Annotated in this window: 19 protein-coding genes; 17 read left to right on the plus strand and 2 right to left on the minus strand. The window is 59.4% G+C overall.

Annotation, left to right across the window (positions count from 1 at the left end; all coding sequences use genetic code 11):
- The first annotated feature begins 31 nt into the window (after positions 1 to 31).
- From H7K56_RS12880 to H7K56_RS12905, 6 genes are all read left to right on the plus strand, one after another.
- A complete protein-coding gene (locus tag H7K56_RS12880) occupies positions 32 to 1,537 on the plus strand; it encodes a sugar ABC transporter ATP-binding protein (protein WP_150361628.1) in 1,506 nt (501 codons plus the stop codon).
- Positions 1,538 to 1,547: 10 nt separating this feature from the next.
- A complete protein-coding gene (locus tag H7K56_RS12885) occupies positions 1,548 to 2,531 on the plus strand; it encodes an ABC transporter permease subunit (RefSeq protein WP_021509811.1) in 984 nt (327 codons plus the stop codon).
- A gap of 283 nt (positions 2,532 to 2,814) precedes the next feature.
- Positions 2,815 to 3,753 (plus strand): ABC transporter substrate-binding protein, encoded by a 939-nt coding sequence (locus tag H7K56_RS12890; protein ID WP_021509812.1) that lies wholly within the window; start codon positions 2,815 to 2,817, stop codon positions 3,751 to 3,753.
- Between the two features lie 57 nt (positions 3,754 to 3,810).
- Positions 3,811 to 4,494 (plus strand): D-lyxose/D-mannose isomerase, encoded by a 684-nt coding sequence (locus H7K56_RS12895; protein WP_104093164.1) that lies wholly within the window; start codon positions 3,811 to 3,813, stop codon positions 4,492 to 4,494.
- 12 nt (positions 4,495 to 4,506) lie between these two features.
- Positions 4,507 to 5,367 (plus strand): ketose 1,6-bisphosphate aldolase, encoded by an 861-nt coding sequence (locus tag H7K56_RS12900; RefSeq protein ID WP_150361629.1) that lies wholly within the window; start codon positions 4,507 to 4,509, stop codon positions 5,365 to 5,367.
- Position 5,368: 1 nt separating this feature from the next.
- Entirely contained in the window at positions 5,369 to 6,421 is a 1,053-nt protein-coding gene (locus tag H7K56_RS12905; protein ID WP_021509815.1) for a carbohydrate kinase family protein, read from the plus strand.
- Here the strand turns inward: H7K56_RS12905 and H7K56_RS12910 are convergent.
- The gene (locus H7K56_RS12910; RefSeq protein ID WP_150361630.1) at positions 6,358 to 7,104 is read right to left on the minus strand and encodes a response regulator; all 747 of its coding nucleotides are present in this window, start codon (positions 7,102 to 7,104) and stop codon (positions 6,358 to 6,360) included. The two genes, H7K56_RS12905 and H7K56_RS12910, sit on opposite strands and share 64 nt — an antisense overlap.
- A 454-nt stretch (positions 7,105 to 7,558) precedes the next feature.
- Between H7K56_RS12910 and H7K56_RS12915 the strand changes: the two genes are divergently transcribed.
- Together H7K56_RS12915 and H7K56_RS12920 are read left to right on the plus strand one after the other, a co-directional pair.
- Positions 7,559 to 8,857, plus strand: coding sequence for an NCS2 family permease (locus H7K56_RS12915; RefSeq protein WP_021509817.1), 1,299 nt, complete (start codon positions 7,559 to 7,561; stop codon positions 8,855 to 8,857).
- A 338-nt stretch (positions 8,858 to 9,195) separates the two neighbouring features.
- Entirely contained in the window at positions 9,196 to 9,492 is a 297-nt protein-coding gene (locus tag H7K56_RS12920) for a hypothetical protein (protein ID WP_150361631.1), read from the plus strand.
- Positions 9,493 to 9,538: 46 nt separating this feature from the next.
- Here H7K56_RS12920 and H7K56_RS12925 read toward each other — a convergent pair whose 3' ends face one another.
- Complete coding sequence (locus H7K56_RS12925) at positions 9,539 to 10,993, minus strand: AMP nucleosidase (protein WP_150361632.1); 1,455 nt, start codon at positions 10,991 to 10,993, stop codon at positions 9,539 to 9,541.
- Positions 10,994 to 11,067: 74 nt separating this feature from the next.
- On the opposite strand from H7K56_RS12925, the gene H7K56_RS12930 reads away from it, so the two are divergent.
- From H7K56_RS12930 to H7K56_RS12970, 9 genes are all read left to right on the plus strand, one after another.
- Positions 11,068 to 11,229: a hypothetical protein gene (locus H7K56_RS12930; RefSeq protein ID WP_155519940.1), complete on the plus strand. Its 162-nt coding sequence runs from the start codon at positions 11,068 to 11,070 to the stop codon at positions 11,227 to 11,229.
- A gap of 162 nt (positions 11,230 to 11,391) precedes the next feature.
- Positions 11,392 to 12,450 carry a branched-chain amino acid ABC transporter substrate-binding protein gene (locus H7K56_RS12935; RefSeq protein WP_021509821.1) on the plus strand — a complete coding sequence of 353 codons (1,059 nt, stop codon included), beginning with the start codon at positions 11,392 to 11,394 and terminating at the stop codon, positions 12,448 to 12,450.
- Positions 12,451 to 12,531: 81 nt separating this feature from the next.
- A complete protein-coding gene (locus tag H7K56_RS12940; RefSeq protein ID WP_058771130.1) occupies positions 12,532 to 13,446 on the plus strand; it encodes an ABC transporter permease subunit in 915 nt (304 codons plus the stop codon).
- A gap of 10 nt (positions 13,447 to 13,456) precedes the next feature.
- On the plus strand, positions 13,457 to 14,740 hold the full coding sequence (gene livM, locus H7K56_RS12945) for a high-affinity branched-chain amino acid ABC transporter permease LivM (RefSeq protein ID WP_150361633.1): 1,284 nt from the start codon (positions 13,457 to 13,459) through the stop codon (positions 14,738 to 14,740).
- Positions 14,733 to 15,608, plus strand: coding sequence for an ABC transporter ATP-binding protein (locus tag H7K56_RS12950; protein WP_021509824.1), 876 nt, complete (start codon positions 14,733 to 14,735; stop codon positions 15,606 to 15,608). The genes livM and H7K56_RS12950 overlap by 8 nt, the downstream gene beginning before the upstream one ends.
- Positions 15,601 to 16,350, plus strand: a complete 750-nt coding sequence (locus H7K56_RS12955; protein WP_058771132.1) for an ABC transporter ATP-binding protein — start codon at positions 15,601 to 15,603, stop codon at positions 16,348 to 16,350. Before H7K56_RS12950 ends, H7K56_RS12955 begins: the two co-directional genes overlap by 8 nt.
- Positions 16,351 to 16,470: 120 nt before the next feature.
- Positions 16,471 to 17,892: an EmmdR/YeeO family multidrug/toxin efflux MATE transporter gene (locus H7K56_RS12960; RefSeq protein ID WP_150361634.1), complete on the plus strand. Its 1,422-nt coding sequence runs from the start codon at positions 16,471 to 16,473 to the stop codon at positions 17,890 to 17,892.
- A gap of 297 nt (positions 17,893 to 18,189) precedes the next feature.
- The gene (locus tag H7K56_RS12965) at positions 18,190 to 18,582 is read left to right on the plus strand and encodes an aspartate/glutamate racemase family protein (RefSeq protein WP_282957661.1); all 393 of its coding nucleotides are present in this window, start codon (positions 18,190 to 18,192) and stop codon (positions 18,580 to 18,582) included.
- 203 nt (positions 18,583 to 18,785) lie between these two features.
- Positions 18,786 to 19,238, plus strand: a complete 453-nt coding sequence (locus H7K56_RS12970) for a DUF6130 family protein (protein ID WP_021509834.1) — start codon at positions 18,786 to 18,788, stop codon at positions 19,236 to 19,238.
- Positions 19,239 to 19,249 lie beyond the last annotated feature (11 nt).

The following is a 19,249-nucleotide window of genomic DNA, read 5'->3' on the forward strand; positions in this document are numbered from 1 at the left end:
GCGGCTATCCACTGGCAGCAGGAGCCTGAAGATGGCGGCGACACCGATATTAGAAATGCGGGCAATTACCCGGCGCTTCGGCAGCTTCTATGCGCTGAAAGGCGTCGACCTGACCGTCTGGCCGGGTGAAGTGCACGCGCTGATGGGCGAAAACGGTGCCGGTAAAAGTACCTTAATGAAGATTCTGGCCGGCGCGTATACCGCCAGCAGCGGGGAAATTCTTATCGATGGTCAACCCTACACCATCAGAGGCCCGAAAGAGGCGCTGGCGGCAGGGATCACCCTGATTTATCAGGAAATCAACCTGGCACCGAATCTGACGGTGGCAGAGAACATCTTTCTCGGCAGTGAAATTTCCCGTGGCGGGCTGGTGAAGCGTCGCCAGATGGCGGAAGAAGCGCAGCAGGTGATTAACCGCCTTGGCGCGCAGTTCAGCGCCACCGATCTGGTGAGCCGCCTGAGCATCGCCGAGCAGCAGCAGGTGGAAATTGCCCGCGCGCTGCATCGCAACAGCCGCATCCTGGTGATGGACGAACCCACCGCTGCGCTCTCAAACCGCGAAACCGAACAGCTGTTTGCACTGATCAAACGCCTGCGCAGCGAAGGCATGGCGATCATCTACATCAGCCACCGCATGGCGGAAGTGTATGAACTCTCCGATCGCGTCAGCGTGCTGCGCGACGGCCAGTACGTCGGCAGCCTGACGCGCGAACAGCTGAACGCCAGCGAACTGGTGCGCATGATGGTTGGCCGTCCGCTCAGCGATCTGTTCAACAAAGATCGCGCCATTAGCTTCGGCGAAATTCGTCTGGCGGTAAATCATCTGACCGACAACCGCAAAGTGCATCCCTGCAGCCTGGCGGTGCGCGCCGGGGAGATTGTCGGGCTGGCCGGGCTGGTCGGTGCCGGCCGCAGCGAGCTGGCGCAGCTGATTTTTGGTGTGCATCAGCCAGCCGGCGGGGAAATCTGGATCGACGGTGAAAAAGTACAGATTCACTCGCCGCGAGACGCCATTGCGCGCGGCATCGGTTTCCTGACCGAAAACCGCAAAGAGCAGGGGCTGTTTCTGGAACTGGCGGCGCAGGAAAACATCGTGATGGCCACGCTTGAGCGCGATGCCAGCTACGGCCTGCTTAACCGGCGCAAAGGGCAGAAGATCGCCAGCGAGGCGATTCAATCACTGAATATCCGCGTGCCGCACGCCCAGGTGCGCGCTGGCGGCTTATCCGGCGGCAACCAGCAGAAGCTGCTGATTTCGCGCTGGGTATCGATAGCGCCGCGCATCCTGATTCTGGATGAGCCGACGCGCGGCGTGGATGTCGGCGCCAAGAGTGAAATCTACCGCATGATGAACCAGATGGCGCAGCAGGGGGTGGCAATTTTGATGATCTCCAGCGAGCTGCCGGAAGTGGTGGGCATGAGCGACCGCGTGTACGTGATGCGCGAAGGCACCATCGCCGGCGAGCTGAGCGGCGAGCAGATTAGCCAGGAAAACATAATGACACTGGCCACCGGCGCGCAGCCGGTCCAGGCCTGAGGAGACGGGAATGACCAGTGAAACCGCACGCGTAAAAAGTCCAACGCTAAAACGTGCGTTGATGAGTGACCTGCTGCAAACCGTGGGTATTTTGCCGATTCTGATCCTGATCGTGGCGGTATTTGGCTTTGTCGCCCCGAACTTTTTTACTGAAGCTAACCTGCTGAATATCACGCGTCAGGCCTCCATCAACATTGTGCTGGCGGCGGGCATGACGTTTGTCATTCTCACCGGCGGCATTGACCTGTCGGTTGGCTCAATGCTGGGTACCACGGCGGTGGTGGCGATGGTGGTGTCGCTCGATCCGGCGTTTGCCGGGCTGACCATCCCCGCCGCGCTCGGAGCCGGGCTGATCATGGGGCTGTTCAACGGCATTCTGGTCGCCTGGGCGGGCCTGCCGCCGTTTATCGTCACGCTGGGCACCTATACCGCGCTGCGCGGGGCGGCCTATCTGCTGGCTAACGGCACCACGGTGATCAACTCGGATATCAACTTTGAGTGGATAGGCAACGGTTATCTCGGACCGATCCCGTGGCTGATTATCATTGCCTTTGCGGTGATTGCGCTGTGCTGGTTTATTTTGCGCCGCACCACGCTTGGCGTGCACATCTATGCGGTGGGCGGCAACATGCAGGCAGCACGCCTCACCGGTATTAAAGTCGGCGCGGTACTGGTGTTTGTCTACGCCATGAGCGGCCTGCTGTCCGGGCTGGGTGGCCTGATGAGCGCATCGCGCTTGTACAGCGCTAACGGCAACCTCGGCGTGGGCTATGAGCTGGACGCGATCGCCGCGGTGATTCTGGGCGGGACCAGCTTTGTCGGCGGCATTGGCACCATTACCGGCACGCTGATTGGCGCGCTGATTATCGCCACGCTGAACAACGGCATGACGCTGATGGGCGTGTCGTACTTCTGGCAACTGGTGATTAAGGGCGGGGTGATCATTATTGCGGTGCTGATCGATAAGTACCGTACGCGGCATCACGTGGGGTGAGGGGCGGGCGCTGGCTTTGGCCCTCACCCCAACCCTCTCCCGCTTGCGGGAGAGGGGGCTGTCCGGAGCGAAGAGGTAACTAACGTGCTTCACCTGAACACCATGCAGAACGGTTCCCTCTCCCGCGGGCGGGAGAGGGGGCTGTCCGGAGGGAAGATTTAGAAAACAAGTGCTTCACCTGAACACCACGCAGAACGGTTCCCTCTCCCGCGGGCGGGAGAGGGCCAGGGTGAGGGCAAAGGCAATCAGGGCATAAAACCAAAAAAGCAGGAGAACATCGACTATGCGTTTTAATCCGATTATCACCGGACTGCTGGCCGCGACGCTGTTCAGTGCGCCATTTGTGCAGGCCAAAGAACTGAAATCCATCGGCGTGACGGTGGGCGATCTGGCTAACCCGTTCTTCGTCCAGATCACCAAAGGGGCGGAGCTCAAGGCGCGTCAGCTGGCGGGCGATAAGGTCAACGTGACGCTGGTCTCCAGCGGCTATGATCTTGGCCAGCAGGTGGCGCAGATTGACAACTTCATTGCCGCTAAAGTGGATATGATCATCCTCAACGCCGCTGACTCCAAAGGCATCGCGCCGGCGGTGAAGCGCGCGCGTGATGCCGGCATCGTGGTAGTGGCGGTGGACGTGGCTGCGGACGGTGCTAATGCCACCATCACCTCTGACAACACCCAGGCCGGGGCTATGGCCTGTAAATACATCTCCGACCGCCTGAAAGCCAAAGGCAACGTGGTCATCATCAACGGACCACCGGTGTCAGCGGTGCAGAACCGCGTGGAAGGCTGCATGAATGAGCTGAAAACCCACCCGGATATCAAACTGCTCTCTTACAACCAGAACGCCAAAGGCAGTCGCGAAGGCGGACTGGAAGTGATGACCGGCCTGCTGTCGGCCAACCCGAAGATTGATGCCGTATTCGCTATCAACGATCCTACCGCTATCGGTGCCGATCTGGCGGCGAAACAGGCGCAGCGCAACGAATTCTTTATCGTCGGCGTCGATGGATCGCCAGACGGCGAAGAGGCGCTGAAGCGCAAAGGCTCGCTGTTTGTCGCGACGCCAGCCCAGGATCCGCAGGTGATGGCGGCCAAAGCGGTTGAGATTGGCTATGACATCCTGCAGGGCAAGCCAGCGCCGGATAAGCCGGTGCTGATTCCGGTAACGCTGATCGATCGTAACAATGTCAGCAGCTACAAAGGCTGGACGGTGAAATAAGCCACACGGGCGTCGCGGTGCACCTTGCGCGCCGCGACGTCCGCCGGAGACGCAGCTATGCAACGTTCCGAAGTTAACGCTATTTTGCAACTGACCCGCGAATTCTTTCTGCGGCAGGATGTGCATCTGCCGCCGTGGGCCGATTACGGTCTCAGCCAGTGGCGCGCGCTGGACACCTCAGCCGCCGCCGAACTGCTGGCGCTGCACCTCGGCTGGGATGTCACCAGTTTTGGTGCCGATGATTTCAGCCAGACCGGCCTGACGCTGTTTACCCTGCGCAACGGTTCACGCGGCGGACAACCGTGGGGCAAACCGTATGCGGAGAAGATCATGCACGTGCGCGAAGGGCAGGTGACGCCGATGCATTATCATCCGCAAAAAATGGAAGACATCATCAACCGCGGCGGTGGCAACCTGATTGTCACGCTACACAATCGCGACGGCGATCGGCTGGCGGATACGCCGGTACAGGTCACGCTGGATGGCATCTGCCAGACTCATGCCGCCGGTTCCCAACTGCGGCTGTCACCGGGCGAAAGCGTCACGTTACTGCCCGGTGTCTGGCACAGCTTCTGGGGCGAAACCGGCTACGGCGATGTGCTGGTGGGCGAAGTCTCCATGCCCAATGACGATGAGCACGACAACGTCTTTCTTACCCCGCTGGCGCGCTTTAATCCGATTGATGAGGATGAAGCGCCGCGCTGGCTGCTGTGTAACGAATATCACCGCTGGCTGGCATAACAGGAGTGTTTCATGGCACTGATCTCTCTGGCGCAGGGCCTCGCCCATGCGCAGCAGCACGGTTACGCGCTCGGCGCGTTCAACGTTCTCGATACCCACTTTCTGCGCGCGCTGTTCCATGCGGCGGAGCAGCAGCGTTCGCCGTTTATCATCAACATTGCCGAGGTGCATTTTAAATACGTCAGCCTGGAACCGCTAATCGCCGCTATCCGTGCCGAAGCGGCGCTAAACGCCATCCCGGTGGTGCTCAACCTTGATCATGGCCTGCATTTTGATGCGGTGATGCAGGCAATTCGCCTCGGCTTCACCTCGGTAATGTTCGATGGTTCAACCCTGAGCTATGACGAGAACATTCGCCAGACGCGGGAAGTGGTGAAGATGTGCCACGCGCTGGGTATTTCGGTTGAGGCCGAGCTGGGCGCCGTGGGCGGCGATGAGGGGGGCGCGCTGTTTGGCGAAGCGGACAGCAATAAATTCACCGACCCGGCGCTGGCGGCGGAATTTGTCCAGGCAACCGGCATCGACTGCCTCGCAGTGGCCATCGGCAACGCGCACGGCAAATACAAAGGCGAGCCAAAGCTTGATTTTGACCGTCTGGCGGCGATTCGCGCAGCGGCCGGCATTCCGCTGGTGCTGCACGGTGGTTCCGGCATCAGCGACGCCGATTTCCGTCGCGCCATCAGCCTCGGCATCCACAAAATCAACTTCTACACCGGTATGTCGCAGGCGGCGCTCGGGGCGATTGAAACGCAAATCACCCAGCGCGACGTGCGCTACGACTCGTTCGCCGAACTGTTAATGGCGGTCGAACGCGACATCGCCAGCGTTGTGGCCCAGCAGATGCAGGTGTTTGGCAGCGCCGGGAGGGCCTGACATGGCAGCACGCAACGGCATTCTGGCGGCGGGTAACATGCTGGTGGATCACGTGCAGCGCATCAGCCACTGGCCAGAACAGGGCTGGCTGGCGGAGATTAGCCACAGCGAGAAATGCAGCGGCGGTGCAGCGCTGAATGTGCTGTTTACCCTGGCGCGCATGCAGGTCGGTCTGCCGCTGGCCGCCGTGGGGATGCTGGGCGAGGACAGCGACGGCGATTATCTGCTGCAGCTGCTGGATGAACATCATGTGGATCGTCAGCACGTGCAGCGCACCGGTGCGGCAGCCACGGCGATGACGCAGGTGATGACCGCGCCGGACGGTCAGCGCACCTTTTTTCATGCGCGCGGGGCCAATGCGCAGCTCGATGTGGCGCACTTCGCTCACCTTGCCACCGCGCACCGCATCTTCCACCTCGGCTATCTGTTGTTACTGGATAAGCTCGACCAGCCCGATGCGCAGTACGGTACCCGCAGTGCCCGGCTGCTGGCGGAGATGCAGCAGCGCGGCTATCTCACCTCGCTCGATCTGGTTTCGCGCGCCGGCGAGTATCAGACGCTGGTGAAGCCGGCACTGCGCTGGCTCGATTATCTGGTGATTAACGAACTGGAAGCGCAGGCGCTCACCGGCATCGAGCTGCGCAGCAGTGGTACGCTGGCGTCGCCGGCGGCGTTTGCTGCGGCGGCACGCTGGCTGCTGGCGCAGGGTGTGCGCCAGCGCGTGGTGATTCATGCACCAGAAGGCGCCTGGGGCCAGCAGCCAGCGGGCGACGGCCTGTGGCAGCCCGCCTGGTGCTTAGCGGCAGAGGAGATTGTCGGCAGCGTCGGGGCAGGCGATGCGTTCTGCGCCGGCGTGCTGTACGCCAGCCATCAGAACTACAGCCTGCAGCAGACGTTAAAGCTGGCCCATACCTGCGCGAGCTTTAATCTGCATGCGGCCAACGCGCTGGACGGCATCCGGCCACTGAGCGAGATGCAGCGCTGGATGGATCAGGCGATTTGCGTTTCGCGCGCCGCGGCGGACGGGCGCATCACATCGGCGGAAAAAACATAGCCCAGTCCGCGAATGGTGCGGATCAGGATCGGCTGATGCGGATTAGCCTCGATTTTGCGTCTGAGGCGCATGATCAGCACATCAATGGTGCGATCGAACACGTCGAGGCTCTCGCTGTGGGTCAGCTCCAGCAGCTGGTCGCGCGTCAGAACCTTACGCGCGTGGCCGACCAGCGCGCGCAGCAGGCTGTATTCACCCTGGGTGAGCGGTACGCTTTCACGCTGTGGATTGAACAGCTGACAACGCACATCATCCAGCCGCCAGCCATTAAACTGCCAGCCCTCATCAATCACCATTTCCGGCTGCGCCAGTCGCCCGCAGCGGCGTAGCGCCGCACGGGCCCGCGCCACCACCACGCGGGGATTAAAGGGTTTGGCGATATAGTCGTCGGCGCCCATCTCCAGCCCAACCACCATATCGGCTTCCGATCCCATGCCGGTCAGCATGATCACCAGCAGCTCAGGGCGCTGACGCTGCATCTGCTGTAATACCAGCAGGCCGTTGGTATCGGGCAGCATCATATCCAGCATCACCAGGGAGATTTCCCGATGCTGCGCCAGCAGCGCCAGGGCGTCGCGCCCCTGATGACAGCTATAAACGGTAAACACATGTTCGCTCAGCACATCGTGCAGCAATTCGCAGATGGCACGATCATCATCAACGACCAGAATCGCGGGCTTCATTGCACTGCCTCTTTTGTTGCGAAAGGGTTAAACGCAGTGTAACCCGGCGTTTTTAAGCTGCTGAAACGCGCAGCAGAAACGTGAGCGCCATCGCCTGGCAGAGTGTGAAAGCGTGCGTTACCGCAATATTTCACCCCCGGCTGCGCACGGCGGGAAAACGTTTGCGCGCAGGTGGTGCAATGCACCATAATCGCGCCTCGTTCTGGTTCAGAATTTTCTTAGCCGCAACGGCATGCTGAAACGGAAACGATTGCGTCAGGGAGTGGCATAGCAATTGCTATGTGGACAGGGGATAGCACACGACGTTCTGCTGCCAGCGGTGGCAAAACGTCGGCATAAAAAAATAATTTTCCTCACTTTTTCCGCGTCAGCTTAGCCACCACGCGCGGAATAGCGGGAAAACGCCTTGGCAAGAGAGAGCAGGCCTGCGGGCCGTCTCCGCTGATGAGAGATGATGATGTTAGAAAAACTTTTTAAGTTAAAAGCTCACCACACCACGGTGCGCACCGAAATCATTGCCGGTATTACGACCTTTCTGGCAATGGCCTACATCCTGTTTGTGAACCCCAGCATCCTCGGGGCGACCGGTATGGATAAAGGCTCGGTGTTTGTTGCCACCTGTCTGGCCGCGGCCATCGGTTCGATTCTGATGGGCCTGATCGCTAACTATCCGATCGCGCTGGCACCGGGCATGGGCCTGAACGCCTTTTTCACCTACACCGTGGTGCTGCATATGGGCTACACCTGGCAGATCGCGCTGGGTGCGGTGTTCCTTTCGGCGGTGATCTTCTTTGCGCTGTCGATTTTTAAAATTCGCGAATGGATTATCGCCAGCATTCCGCTGCCGCTGCGTGCCGGGATTGCGGCAGGCATTGGCCTGTTCCTCGCACTGATTGCGCTGGAAGGGGCTGGCATCGTGGTGGATAACCCGGCTACGCTGGTCGGTCTGGGCGACCTGACCAAACCGGGTCCGCTGCTGGCGCTGCTTGGCTTCTTTATCATTGTGGTGCTGGAAGCGCGTCGCGTGACCGGAGCCGTACTGATCGGCATTCTGGTTGTTACCTTTATCTCGATGGGCATTGGCCTGACGCCGTTCGCGGGCGTGTTCTCTGCGCCGCCGTCGATTGCGCCGACCTTTATGCAGCTGGATATCGCCGGCGCGTTCAACGTTGGCCTGGTGAGCGTGATCTTTGCGTTCCTGTTTGTCGATGTGTTTGATAACACCGGCACGCTGCTGGGCGTGACGAAACGCGCCGGTCTGGCCGATGAGCAGGGCAACGTGCCGAAAATGGGCCGTGCGCTGATCGCCGATAGCGCCGCTGCGCTGTTCGGTTCACTGCTGGGTACCTCAACCACCACCAGCTATGTGGAGTCCGCTGCGGGCGTCAGCGCCGGCGGCCGTACCGGTCTGACGGCGATTGTGGTCGCCATTCTGTTCCTGCTCAGCCTGTTCTTCTCGCCACTGGCGGGTAGCGTGCCGGTCTACGCCACGGCGCCAGCGCTGCTGTTCGTTGCGGTGCTGATGGCTTCCGGTCTGGCAGAAATTGACTGGAAAGATGTCACCACGGCGGCACCGGTCACCGTGACCGCGCTGACCATGCCGCTGACATACTCGATCGCCAACGGTATCGCCTTTGGTTTTATTACCTGGACGGTGGTGAAACTGCTGAGTGGCCGCACCAAAGAGGTCAATGCGGCGCTGGTGATTCTGTCGATTCTGTTTGTGATTAAACTCGGCTGGCTGAGTGCCTGATGCTGTGTTACGGAAGCCCGCCCGGGCTTCCGTGTAAGTTGTTACATTTGCGCAAGGATTGTTTGCGTGATGTCTCGCAATTCCTGCCCGTCCCCACTTTTCTCTTTCAGGCCTGTTGTTTACTGTCTCTACGTAAATTCTGCCATGCGCAAATTTTTTGCCTGCAGTGGCGGGATCGTGGAATGTTTAATCGCTGCCGCTCTGCTTAAATAGCGGTGGAGTGAGGCGATGACACAAGGTTGCTGAAGAAGGACAAGATAATGGATTATCCCGTTTGCACGCTGCCGCATCGGTTGCCGCCTCGCCTTCTGGCGTTAAGAAATCAGGGAGCACCGCTAATGGTACGATTAACCCAACACGTGGAACAGCTGGCGAACACCACCCGGCTGTTACAGCAGGATGTCGCGGTCCTGACCGCGCGTTTTGAAAATTTTGCCACCAGAGCGGACGTGGAACGCGTGCGTACCGAACAGGGGCTGATGTGCAATCAACTGATGAATGAGATCGGTCAGGTGGAGAAGCGTATCGATAAAAAGTTCGAACGGTTAAATGACAGACTGATCTGGACCCTCATGTTGCCGGCTCTCCTCGCCGTACTGGCATGGTTTGTAAAAGTGGCGGTGCTGAAAATTTAAGGTTGCCAGCAGTAATCCGGCCCGTCCATGGGCCGGAGCAGCGGATTTAGCGGAAGGGCGGTTCGTTGAAGGTGCGTAGTTTCCTGGAGTGCAGTTTGTCACCCTCGGCGCGCAGCAGCTCAACGGCGCAGATGCCAATCTGCAGATGTTCCGAGATCGCGCCCTCATAGAAACGGTTGGCCTGGCCGGGCAGCTTGATTTCACCGTGCAGCGGTTTATCCGAGACGCACAGCAGGGTGCCGTACGGTACGCGGAAACGATAGCCCTGTGCGGCAATGGTGGCGCTCTCCATATCCACCGCCACCGCGCGGCTCAGGTTGAAGCGTAACGCAGATGCGGAGTAGCGCAGCTCCCAGTTGCGGTCGTCCGTGGTGACAACCGTACCGGTGCGCAGGCGCTGCTTCACCTCTTCGCCGGGCATACCGCTGACTGCTTTGGTGGCGTCGTACAGGGCACGCTGCACCTCCGCAATGCTCGGGATCGGGATATCCGGCGGTAATACGCTGTCCAGCACGTGGTCGTCACGCAGATAGGCGTGTGCCAGCACGTAATCGCCGATGCTCTGGCTTTCACGCAGGCCACCGCAGTGACCAATCATCAGCCACGCATGTGGACGCACCACCGCGAGGTGGTCGCAGATGGTTTTGGCGTTCGACGGACCGACGCCAATATTCACCAGCGTGATGCCGCGACGATTGGGCGAGGTTAAATGCCAGGCGGGCATCTGATGCTTCTTCCACGCCAGATCCGACATCATCGCCGTTGGGTCCTGCGTTTCCGCCGTGATCACCACATCGCCGGCGCAGGCGAGACTGTCGTAAGGCGTGCTGGGGTCCTGCACCTGCTCAATCGCCCAGCGCACGAACTCATCGACGTAGCGCGTGTAGTTAGTGAACAGTACAAACGGCTGGAAGTGTTCTACCGCGGTGCCGGTGTAGTGACGCAGGCGCGCCAGGGAGAAATCGGTGCGCAGCGCGTCGAAATGCGACAGCGGGAACAGCGCGTCGGCGTTGAACAGGCCATCAGCGGTTTCATCGCCAATCTGCGACAGTTCGGTCGTCGGGAAATGGCGCGCAATACTGGCGCTCATGGAGCGGTCCCGCGACAGGTCGGAGCCATCAATCACATAGGGATAAGGGATTTCCTGCTGTGACGGACCCACCTCAATCAGCACGTCGTACTCTTTTTCGATCATCTGCAGCTGTTCGCTGAGATAGTGACGCAGCAACGCCGGGCGCGTGATGGTCGTGCTGTAGCGGCCGGTGTGGGTAAAACGTCCCCAGGCGCGGGTGCGATTTTGCTGCGGGCCTTCACCCTGCCAGGTGATGCGCAGCTCCGGATAGACAAACAGCCCCTGCTGGCGCAGCCCGGCGTCCGGCAGTGTGCCGCTGGCAGTGAACGTGCGAATGGCGTTGCGCAGCGCTTCAACCGCGTCGTCATACAGACGCTCCAGTTGATCCAGCGCCTGTTCAGTGGTCAATCCGTTCCGTTGCGTATTCATAGATTCTCCTTCAGCAAGTTGGACCGATTTGACCAGAGCATAGCGGATAAACCTCTCATCACGATGAAGAATCTGTGATCGACCGCATTCTGCACCATCACGGTGCTGGTAGGCGGCAAAAGGCTGGCTATGTTTATCAGGTGCAGGGAGGCCACATCGCACGTTTTCCGCCCGGCTGCGATGCCGCTGCAAAAAAATTGTCACCGATTGTCTTCTCTGGCGAGCTTTTTGCTTAAATTTCAACCGTGGTCGCGCTGACCACACTGCTCTCGAAGTGTTTCAGATTGATTTCTCCCAGGCCGTGGTATGGCTCCGTTCCTGACCCGTTGAGGATTGAAAGCATGTCTTTGAAATTCATAAAACACCCATTGAAGGTGGTGATGGCAGGTTGTTTAAGCATGGCGTTCTACGCGCAGGCTGACATAAAGATTGGCGTGGCCGGTCCGTTTACCGGACCGAATGCTACGTACGGTACACAATACTGGAAGGGCGCCAGCCAGGCCGCGGCGGACATTAACGCGGCGGGCGGCATAAACGGTGAAAAAATTGTGCTGGTGCAGGGCGATGACGCCTGCGAACCCAAGCAGGCGGTGGCCGTTGCCAACCGGCTGGTGGATCAGGACAAAGTGATGGCGGTGGTGGGCCATTTCTGCTCATCCTCGACCATGCCAGCCTCAGAGGTGTATGACGAGGCGGGCGTACTGGCGATTACGCCCGGTTCAACCAATCCACAAATCACCGAACGCGGCATGAAAACCCTGTTCCGCATGTGCGGGCGTGATGACCAGCAGGGGACAATTGCCGCTAACTATATTCTCGATACGCTGAAAGCGAAGAAAGTAGCGGTGATCCACGATAAAGATACTTACGGTCAGGGGCTGGCGGATGCCACCAAAGCGGCGCTGGAGAAACGCGGCGTCAAAGAGGTGCTGTATGAGGGGCTGTCGCGCGGTGAAAAAGACTTCAACGCGCTGGTCACCAAAATCGGCGCGGTGAAACCGGATGTGGTCTATTTCGGTGGCTGCCATCCGGAGGCGGGTCCGCTGGTGCGGCAGATGCGCGAGCAGGGCGTCAATGCGGCTTTCTTCTCCGGCGACTGCATCGTGACGGAAGAACTGGTGACTGCCGCCGGCGGTCCGCAGTTCACTAAAGGCGTGTACATGACCTTCGGCAATGACCCGCGCACCATCGCGGATGGCAAAGCGGTGATTGAAAAATTCCGCGCCAGCGGTTTTGAGCCGGAGGGGTATACGCTGTACGCCTACGCCTCCATTCAGGCTCTGGCCGCCGCCTACAAAGCGGCAGGTAAAGACAATGCCAAAGCCAGCGACTGGCTGAAGGCCAACAGCGTTGACACCGTGATGGGCAAGAAGGCGTGGGACGAAAAAGGCGACCTGAAAGTCTCGGATTACGTGGTCTATCAGTGGGATGACAAAGGCAAATATCACCAGCTGTAATTCGCTCTGCGGCCCCGCGCGCAGCGGGGCCGTTCGCATCTGAGCGTGACCTGTGCACGCCTTCCACCTGCGAGAGACAATATGGACGCCTTTTTTATACAGCAGCTGATTAACGGCCTGACGCTGGGCGCGGTCTACGGGCTGATCGCCATCGGCTACACCATGGTTTACGGCATTATCGGCATGATCAACTTCGCCCACGGCGAGGTGTACATGATCTCTGCTTATCTGTGTGCGATCGGGCTGGCGCTGCTCAGCTACTTTGGCATTCACTCCTTTCCACTGCTGATCTTTGGCACGCTGTTGTTCACCATCGTGGTCACCGCCGCTTACGGCTGGGCCATTGAGCGCATTGCCTATCGTCCGCTGCGCAATTCCACCCGGCTGGCACCGCTGATCTCTGCCATTGGTATGTCGCTGATACTGCAGAACTATGTGCAGCTCAGTCAGGGACCGAATCAGCAGGGCATTCCCACCTTGCTGAGTGGCGTGCTGCGTATGGAGATCGACGGCGGCGTGGTGCAAATCACCTGGACCAAAGTGTTTATCCTGGTGGCAGCGCTGTGCGGGATGGCGCTGCTGACCTGGATTATCCAGTGCACCAAACTGGGCCGTATCTGCCGTGCGGTCCAGCAGGATCGGCGCATGGCGTCGATTCTCGGTATCAATACCGACCGGGTGATTTCGCTGGTGTTTGTCATCGGCGCGGCGATGGCCGGGCTGGCCGGGGTGCTGGTTACCATGAACTACGGCACGTTTGATTTCTACGCCGGCTTCATTATCGGCATCAAAGCCTTCACCGCGGCGGTGCTGGGGGGCATCGGTTCGCTGCCCGGTGCGATGCTGGGCGGTTTACTGCTGGGCGTGGCCGAGGCGCAGTTCGCCGGGCTGGTGAACTCCGATTACAAAGATGTGTTCTCGTTTTCGCTGCTGGTGGTGATTTTAATCTTCCGTCCGCAGGGACTGCTGGGCCGGCCGCTGGTCGCCAAAGTGTGAGGAAGCCAGAATGAATGCAATGACGCAAACAAGCGGCATCCGTCAGGTGCTGCTCGACACGCTGCTGGCCGGTGCCGTCGCGCTGGTGGTGTTCGGCCCGGTAGTGGGCGTGGTGCTCAGCGGCTACAGTTTTACGCTGTCGCCGCTGCGCGTGGCGCTGCTGGTGGCGGTGGTGATGGCAGGACGTTTGCTGCTGGGGCTGTTTCTGCATACCGCCGTGGGGCGCCGTTTTCTGCGCAACTTTGAAGGTAACGATGACGGCGTATACGTGCGTGAACCCGGGTACCGCTCGCGCCTGCGCTGGATAATACCGCTGCTGCTGGTTGTGGCCCTGGCGTTTCCGTTTCTCTCCAGTAAGTATCTGCTGACGGTGGCGATTCTCGGGCTGATCTACGTGCTGCTGGGACTCGGGCTCAATATCGTGGTCGGCCTCGCCGGGCTGCTCGATCTGGGCTATGTGGCGTTTTACGCCATTGGTGCTTACGGGCTGGCGCTGGGCTATCAGTATCTCGGGCTGGGTTTCTGGAGCATGATCCCCATCGCTGCGCTGCTGGCGGCATTGGCCGGTGCGCTGCTGGGCTTTCCGGTGCTGCGCATGCACGGTGACTATCTGGCTATCGTCACGCTCGGCTTCGGTGAAATTATCCGGCTGGTGCTGAATAACTGGCTGTCGTTCACCGGGGGCCCGAACGGCGTCTCGGTGCCGTCACCCACCTTTCTCGGCCTTGAATTCGCCCGCCGGGCAAAAGAGGGCGGCATACCGTACCACCAGTTTCTGCATCTCGATTACAACCCCAACATGAAGTTCATCTTTATCTACGTCGTGCTGGTGCTGGTGGTGCTGCTGGTGCTGTTTATCAAGCACCGGCTGACGCGCATGCCGATTGGCCGGGCGTGGGAAGCGTTGCGCGAAGATGAAATCGCCTGTCGCGCCATGGGGCTGAATCACGTGCTGGTGAAGCTGTCGGCCTTTATGCTCGGCGCCTCAACCGCCGGTATTGCCGGGGTATTTTTCGCCAGCTATCAGGGGTTCGTTAATCCCACCTCGTTTACCTTTTTTGAGTCCGCGCTGATTCTGGCCATCGTGGTGCTGGGCGGGATGGGCTCGACGCTTGGCGTGGTGCTGGCCGCGTTTGTGCTGACGGTGGCGCCCGAGCTGCTGCGCAGCTTTGCCGAGTACCGCGTGCTGCTGTTTGGCATGTTAATGGTGCTGATGATGATCTGGCGTCCGCGCGGCCTGGTACGCACCGCGCGCGTCGGGGTGCCGCTGAGAAAAGGAGTACGCCATGAGTGATGCCATCCTGCAGGTGGATAACCTGATGATGCGCTTTGGCGGCATCAAAGCGCTGAATGATGTCAGCCTGCGCGTAGAGCGCGGCTCGGTCACCGCGCTGATTGGCCCCAACGGCGCGGGCAAAACCACGGTATTTAACTGCCTGACGGGATTTTATCGCGCCAGCGGCGGTCGCATTGTGCTCAATGCCCATCAGCGCAGCACCGATGTGATTCAGGTGCTGGGCCAGAAGATTCAGCCGGGTGACTGGCTGCGGCCGGCGCGGCTGGGCTCGCGTATCTGGTACAAGATGTTTGGCGGCGCACATCTGGTCAACCGCGCCGGTCTGGCGCGCACCTTTCAGAACATCCGCCTGTTTCGCGAGATGTCGGTGGTGGAGAACCTGCTGGTGGCGCAGCATATGCAGGTCAACCGTCAGCTGCTGGCCGGCATTCTCAATACCCGTGGCTATCGTGCGGCGGAGAGTCGCGCGCTCGATCGCGCTTTTTACTGGCTGGAGCGCGTTGATCTGGTCAGCAGTGCCAACCGGCTGGCCGGCACGCTCTCCTACGGCCAGCAGCGCCGGCTGGAGATTGCGCGCGCCATGTGCACCCGGCCGGAGCTGATCTGCCTGGATGAGCCCGCAGCGGGGCTTAATCCGGTCGAAACCGAGGCGCTGAGCCAGATTCTGCATCAGCTGCGCGCTGATCATCGCATCAGCGTGCTGTTGATTGAACACGATATGCCGATGGTGATGCGCATTTCCGATCACATCGTCGTGCTGGATCACGGTGACGTGATCGCCCAGGGCACGCCGCAGCAGATTCGACACGATGCGAAGGTGATCGCCGCTTATCTCGGCGCGGAAGAGGAGAGCGAGCATGGCTGAAGCAATGCTGGCGTTTGAACAGGTGGATGTGTTTTACGGCCCGGTGCAGGCGCTGAAGCAGGTGTCGCTGACCGTGGCGGAAGGGGAAACCGTCGCGCTGATTGGGGCCAACGGTGCGGGAAAATCCACGCTGCTGATGTCGATTTTTGGTCAGCCGCGCATTGCCAGCGGTGAAATTCGCCTGCGCGGAGAAGCCATCAGCCAGCGGTCGACCCATTTTATCGCCGCCAGCGGCATTGCTCAGGCGCCGGAAGGACGGCGCATCTTTCCGGATATGACGGTGGAAGAGAACCTGCTGATGGGCACCATCGCCATCGGCGAGCGCTACATGAAGCAGGATAAAGAACGCATGTACACGCTGTTTCCACGCCTGCTGGAGCGGCGAAAACAGCGGGCAATGACGCTCTCCGGCGGCGAGCAGCAAATGCTGGCGATCGCCCGCGCGCTGATGAGCCGGCCGCGTCTGCTGCTGCTGGATGAACCCAGCCTGGGGCTGGCCCCGCTGGTGGTAAAGCAAATTTTCAGCATCCTGCGCGAGCTGACGCAGCAGGGCATGACGCTGTTTCTGGTGGAGCAGAACGCGCGCCACGCGCTGCAACTGGCGGATCGCGGTTATGTAATGGTCAATGGCGAAATTCGTCTGAGCGGCAGCGGCAGCGAACTGTTGCACAACGAAGAGGTGCGCAGCGCCTATCTGGGCGGCAGCGTCGGCGCGGGCGGGGAGTCAGCAAAAAGTTTGTAATAATGATTAAATGGTGACGGGAAACACTTTGCATAATCGTTAGCAGCCTATCATCATTATTACTCTACTTCTTAACCAAAGTGATTTGGTACTCCCTTGCAAAATCCTGGCGTAGCAGTAATGCGGGCGATCAGAAACACGGCGTGGTATCCCAAACGCCGTGCTTATCGCACGCTGTTGTGGCGTGAAATCACCCCACTGGCGGTGCCCATCTTTATTGAGAACCTGTGCGTGATGCTGATGGGGGTTCTCAGTACTTTTCTGGTGAGCTGGCTGGGCAAAGAGGCGATGGCAGGCGTTGGGCTGGCTGACAGCTTTAACATGGTGATCATCTCCTTTTTTGCCGCCATCGATCTCGGTACCACGGTGGTGGTCGCGTTCAGCCTGGCCAAACGCAACGGCAAGCGTGCGCGTGCGGCGACGCGGCAGTCGCTGGGATTGATGACGGTGCTGGCGTTTGTGCTGGTCATCGCCATCGAGTTCTGGGGACATCTGATCGTGGATGTGATTGCCGGTAACGCCGAGCCGCAGGTCAAAGAGCTGGCGCTCAGTTATCTGCAAACCTCCGCGTGGAGCTATCCGGCGGCGGCGATTGCGCTGATAGGCAGCGGCGCGTTACGCGGTGCCGGCAACACTAAAATTCCGATGCTGATTAACGGCGGCATGAATATCCTGAATATCATCATCAGTAGCGTGCTGATCTACGGTGCGCTCGGCTGGGAAGGGATGGGATTTGTCGGTGCCGGGCTGGGATTAACCATTTCACGCTATATCGGCGCGGCGTCGGCCATTTACGTGCTGTATCGCGGCATCAGTCCGGCGCTGAAAATCACGCTGGCCAGCTATTTCCGCCGCTGGGATCGCAACATCCTGATGGAAGTGCTGGGGATTGGCGTACCGGCCAGTATCGAATCGGTGTTGTTTAACGGCGGCAAACTGCTGACGCAGATTTTTGTCGCCGGCATGGGCACCAATGAGATCGCCGGTAATTTTATTGCCTTCTCCATCGCCACGCTGATTAACCTGCCGGGCAACGCGCTGGGTTCTGCGTCGACCATTATCACCGGCAGGCGCTTAGGGAAAAATCAGGTGATGCAGGCGGAGCGGCAGATCAAGCACGTATTCTGGCTGGCGATGATTGGGCTATGTACGCTGGCGTTTATCACCGTGCCGCTGGCGGGCACGCTGGCGCGATTCTACACCCGCGATCCGCAGGTGATTGAGGTAACCAAACACCTGATCTGGCTGAATGCTGCCTTTATGCCTATCTGGACCGCCTCCTGGGTGCTGCCGGCCGGGCTAAAAGGCGCGCGCGACGCACGGTACACCATGTATGTATCGATGTTCAGTATGTGGGGCGCGCGCGTGGTGGCCGGTTATCTGCTCGGCATTGTGCTGGGCATGGGGGTGATTGGCGTCTGGCTCGGTATGTTCCTCGACTGGACGGTGCGCGGTATCTGTTTCTGGTGGCGTTTGACCAGCGGCAAATGGCTGAACAATTACCGCAAAATGCTCGCGAAGAGCAGTGGCCCACAGGGCTGAGGAATCCCCACAAAAAGACAGGCACAGGGTTTTGTGATCGGGTTATTGCGCCAGCAAAAAAAGATCGCACCCTATGCCTGCCATACCCGGCCCCGCCTCAAGCCGCACAGCTATTTCCGGGCTGACCGCTGCCTTTCCGCTGGCAACCTAACTCAGCGCTTTCGTGAATTCGAACGTGATGCGACAACTGTGCGCCTTGCCACGCATACGCAGGCGGGCTGTGCAGTACAGTACAGTACACAAAGCTTGCCTTCGTCGTGGCGGTTATACATCCAGCTACGATGATTCAGCGCGATTATTGATGCCACACTTAAGCATATTGCGCCTCAGGGCAAGCAGGTCGTTGTGCTCGGTTCGCAAATGTTGTACCAGAGCAGGCTGTATCAGGATGCGCTTACGCAACAGCACGCCGAGATCGTCAATATAGCTGCATCCACCCAACAGTTAGTGACACGCTGCATTAACGAGATAAAAGCCACAAAAAGCGTGACTGAACTATCAATGCGCCAGTTAGCGGACGCCGTAAGTAGCTGGAAGCAACAGGGCGCTACGCACATTATTCTGGCTCGCACAGAGTTGAGTTTGTTAAAACACAGCGCGATCTGGCAGGAAATGACGTTAATTGATTCGAGCGAAGCTCTCGCGCGTGCCGCTTTGCGCGCCATATCATTTCGCCGCCTGCGTGATTAAGCCGGACGAATTATTTCAACGTCGAAGGGCCGCTTAACTCATTAATTTTCCCGCCCCCGGGCGGGGTAAACATCAATTTGTATCACACTGTATCTCCCGCCACACAGCACACACGCCGTTGCATAACCCGCCAGTCTGTACATATCCGCCATACATCGCCGTGGTCTTCTGTACGCATCAACCGAATGCATGGAGATACCACGATGTTAACCCGACTGTTTATTTCAACGTTACTGATGGGCGCCTCTGCGACCTGCGCCTGGGCGGAGCGACTGAGCGCTGCTGACGTGCTCGGCCCGGCGGCCGTGGCGCCACTGGATCATCCCCAGCCGCCTGCGCGATTAATTGTCGATGCGCCGCTGGCCGGACCGCTGCGCAAGGGCGCGGTGTTTATCCAGTACCGGGCAGAAAATCTGCGCATCGAGCCCGTGTTTGGCCAGGAAGCGCTGAAAATCACGCCGCGCATCGGCCACATTCACGTCATCGTGGATGACAACCCGTGGCACTGGGCGGACACCAGCGGTGAGCCGGTGATTCTGGTCGGTCTGCCTGTCGGGCCGCACAAGGTCACCCTTATTCTTGCCGATCCTACGCATAAACCGATCGACAGCAAAACCATCACCTTTAACGTGCCCGTACAGATTGCACCGCACTGATTACCCGGAGA

Origin of the sequence: Pantoea dispersa (assembly GCF_014155765.1) — a bacterium.
Taxonomy (GTDB): domain Bacteria; phylum Pseudomonadota; class Gammaproteobacteria; order Enterobacterales; family Enterobacteriaceae; genus Pantoea; species Pantoea dispersa.

Bases quoted from the DNA above. Each gene is read 5' to 3' on its own strand.
- H7K56_RS12880 (WP_150361628.1), top strand. From the start codon at position 32: ATGGCGGCGACACCGATATTAGAAATGCGGGCAATTACCCGGCGCTTC.
- H7K56_RS12885 (WP_021509811.1), top strand. From the start codon at position 1,548: ATGACCAGTGAAACCGCACGCGTAAAAAGTCCAACGCTAAAACGTGCG.
- H7K56_RS12890 (WP_021509812.1), top strand. From the start codon at position 2,815: ATGCGTTTTAATCCGATTATCACCGGACTGCTGGCCGCGACGCTGTTC.
- H7K56_RS12895 (WP_104093164.1), top strand. From the start codon at position 3,811: ATGCAACGTTCCGAAGTTAACGCTATTTTGCAACTGACCCGCGAATTC.
- H7K56_RS12900 (WP_150361629.1), top strand. From the start codon at position 4,507: ATGGCACTGATCTCTCTGGCGCAGGGCCTCGCCCATGCGCAGCAGCAC.
- H7K56_RS12905 (WP_021509815.1), top strand. From the start codon at position 5,369: ATGGCAGCACGCAACGGCATTCTGGCGGCGGGTAACATGCTGGTGGAT.
- H7K56_RS12910 (WP_150361630.1), bottom strand. From the start codon at position 7,104: ATGAAGCCCGCGATTCTGGTCGTTGATGATGATCGTGCCATCTGCGAA.
- H7K56_RS12915 (WP_021509817.1), top strand. From the start codon at position 7,559: ATGATGTTAGAAAAACTTTTTAAGTTAAAAGCTCACCACACCACGGTG.
- H7K56_RS12920 (WP_150361631.1), top strand. From the start codon at position 9,196: ATGGTACGATTAACCCAACACGTGGAACAGCTGGCGAACACCACCCGG.
- H7K56_RS12925 (WP_150361632.1), bottom strand. From the start codon at position 10,993: ATGAATACGCAACGGAACGGATTGACCACTGAACAGGCGCTGGATCAA.
- H7K56_RS12935 (WP_021509821.1), top strand. From the start codon at position 11,392: ATGGCGTTCTACGCGCAGGCTGACATAAAGATTGGCGTGGCCGGTCCG.
- H7K56_RS12940 (WP_058771130.1), top strand. From the start codon at position 12,532: ATGGACGCCTTTTTTATACAGCAGCTGATTAACGGCCTGACGCTGGGC.
- livM (WP_150361633.1), top strand. From the start codon at position 13,457: ATGAATGCAATGACGCAAACAAGCGGCATCCGTCAGGTGCTGCTCGAC.
- H7K56_RS12950 (WP_021509824.1), top strand. From the start codon at position 14,733: ATGAGTGATGCCATCCTGCAGGTGGATAACCTGATGATGCGCTTTGGC.
- H7K56_RS12955 (WP_058771132.1), top strand. From the start codon at position 15,601: ATGGCTGAAGCAATGCTGGCGTTTGAACAGGTGGATGTGTTTTACGGC.
- H7K56_RS12960 (WP_150361634.1), top strand. From the start codon at position 16,471: ATGCGGGCGATCAGAAACACGGCGTGGTATCCCAAACGCCGTGCTTAT.
- H7K56_RS12970 (WP_021509834.1), top strand. From the start codon at position 18,786: ATGTTAACCCGACTGTTTATTTCAACGTTACTGATGGGCGCCTCTGCG.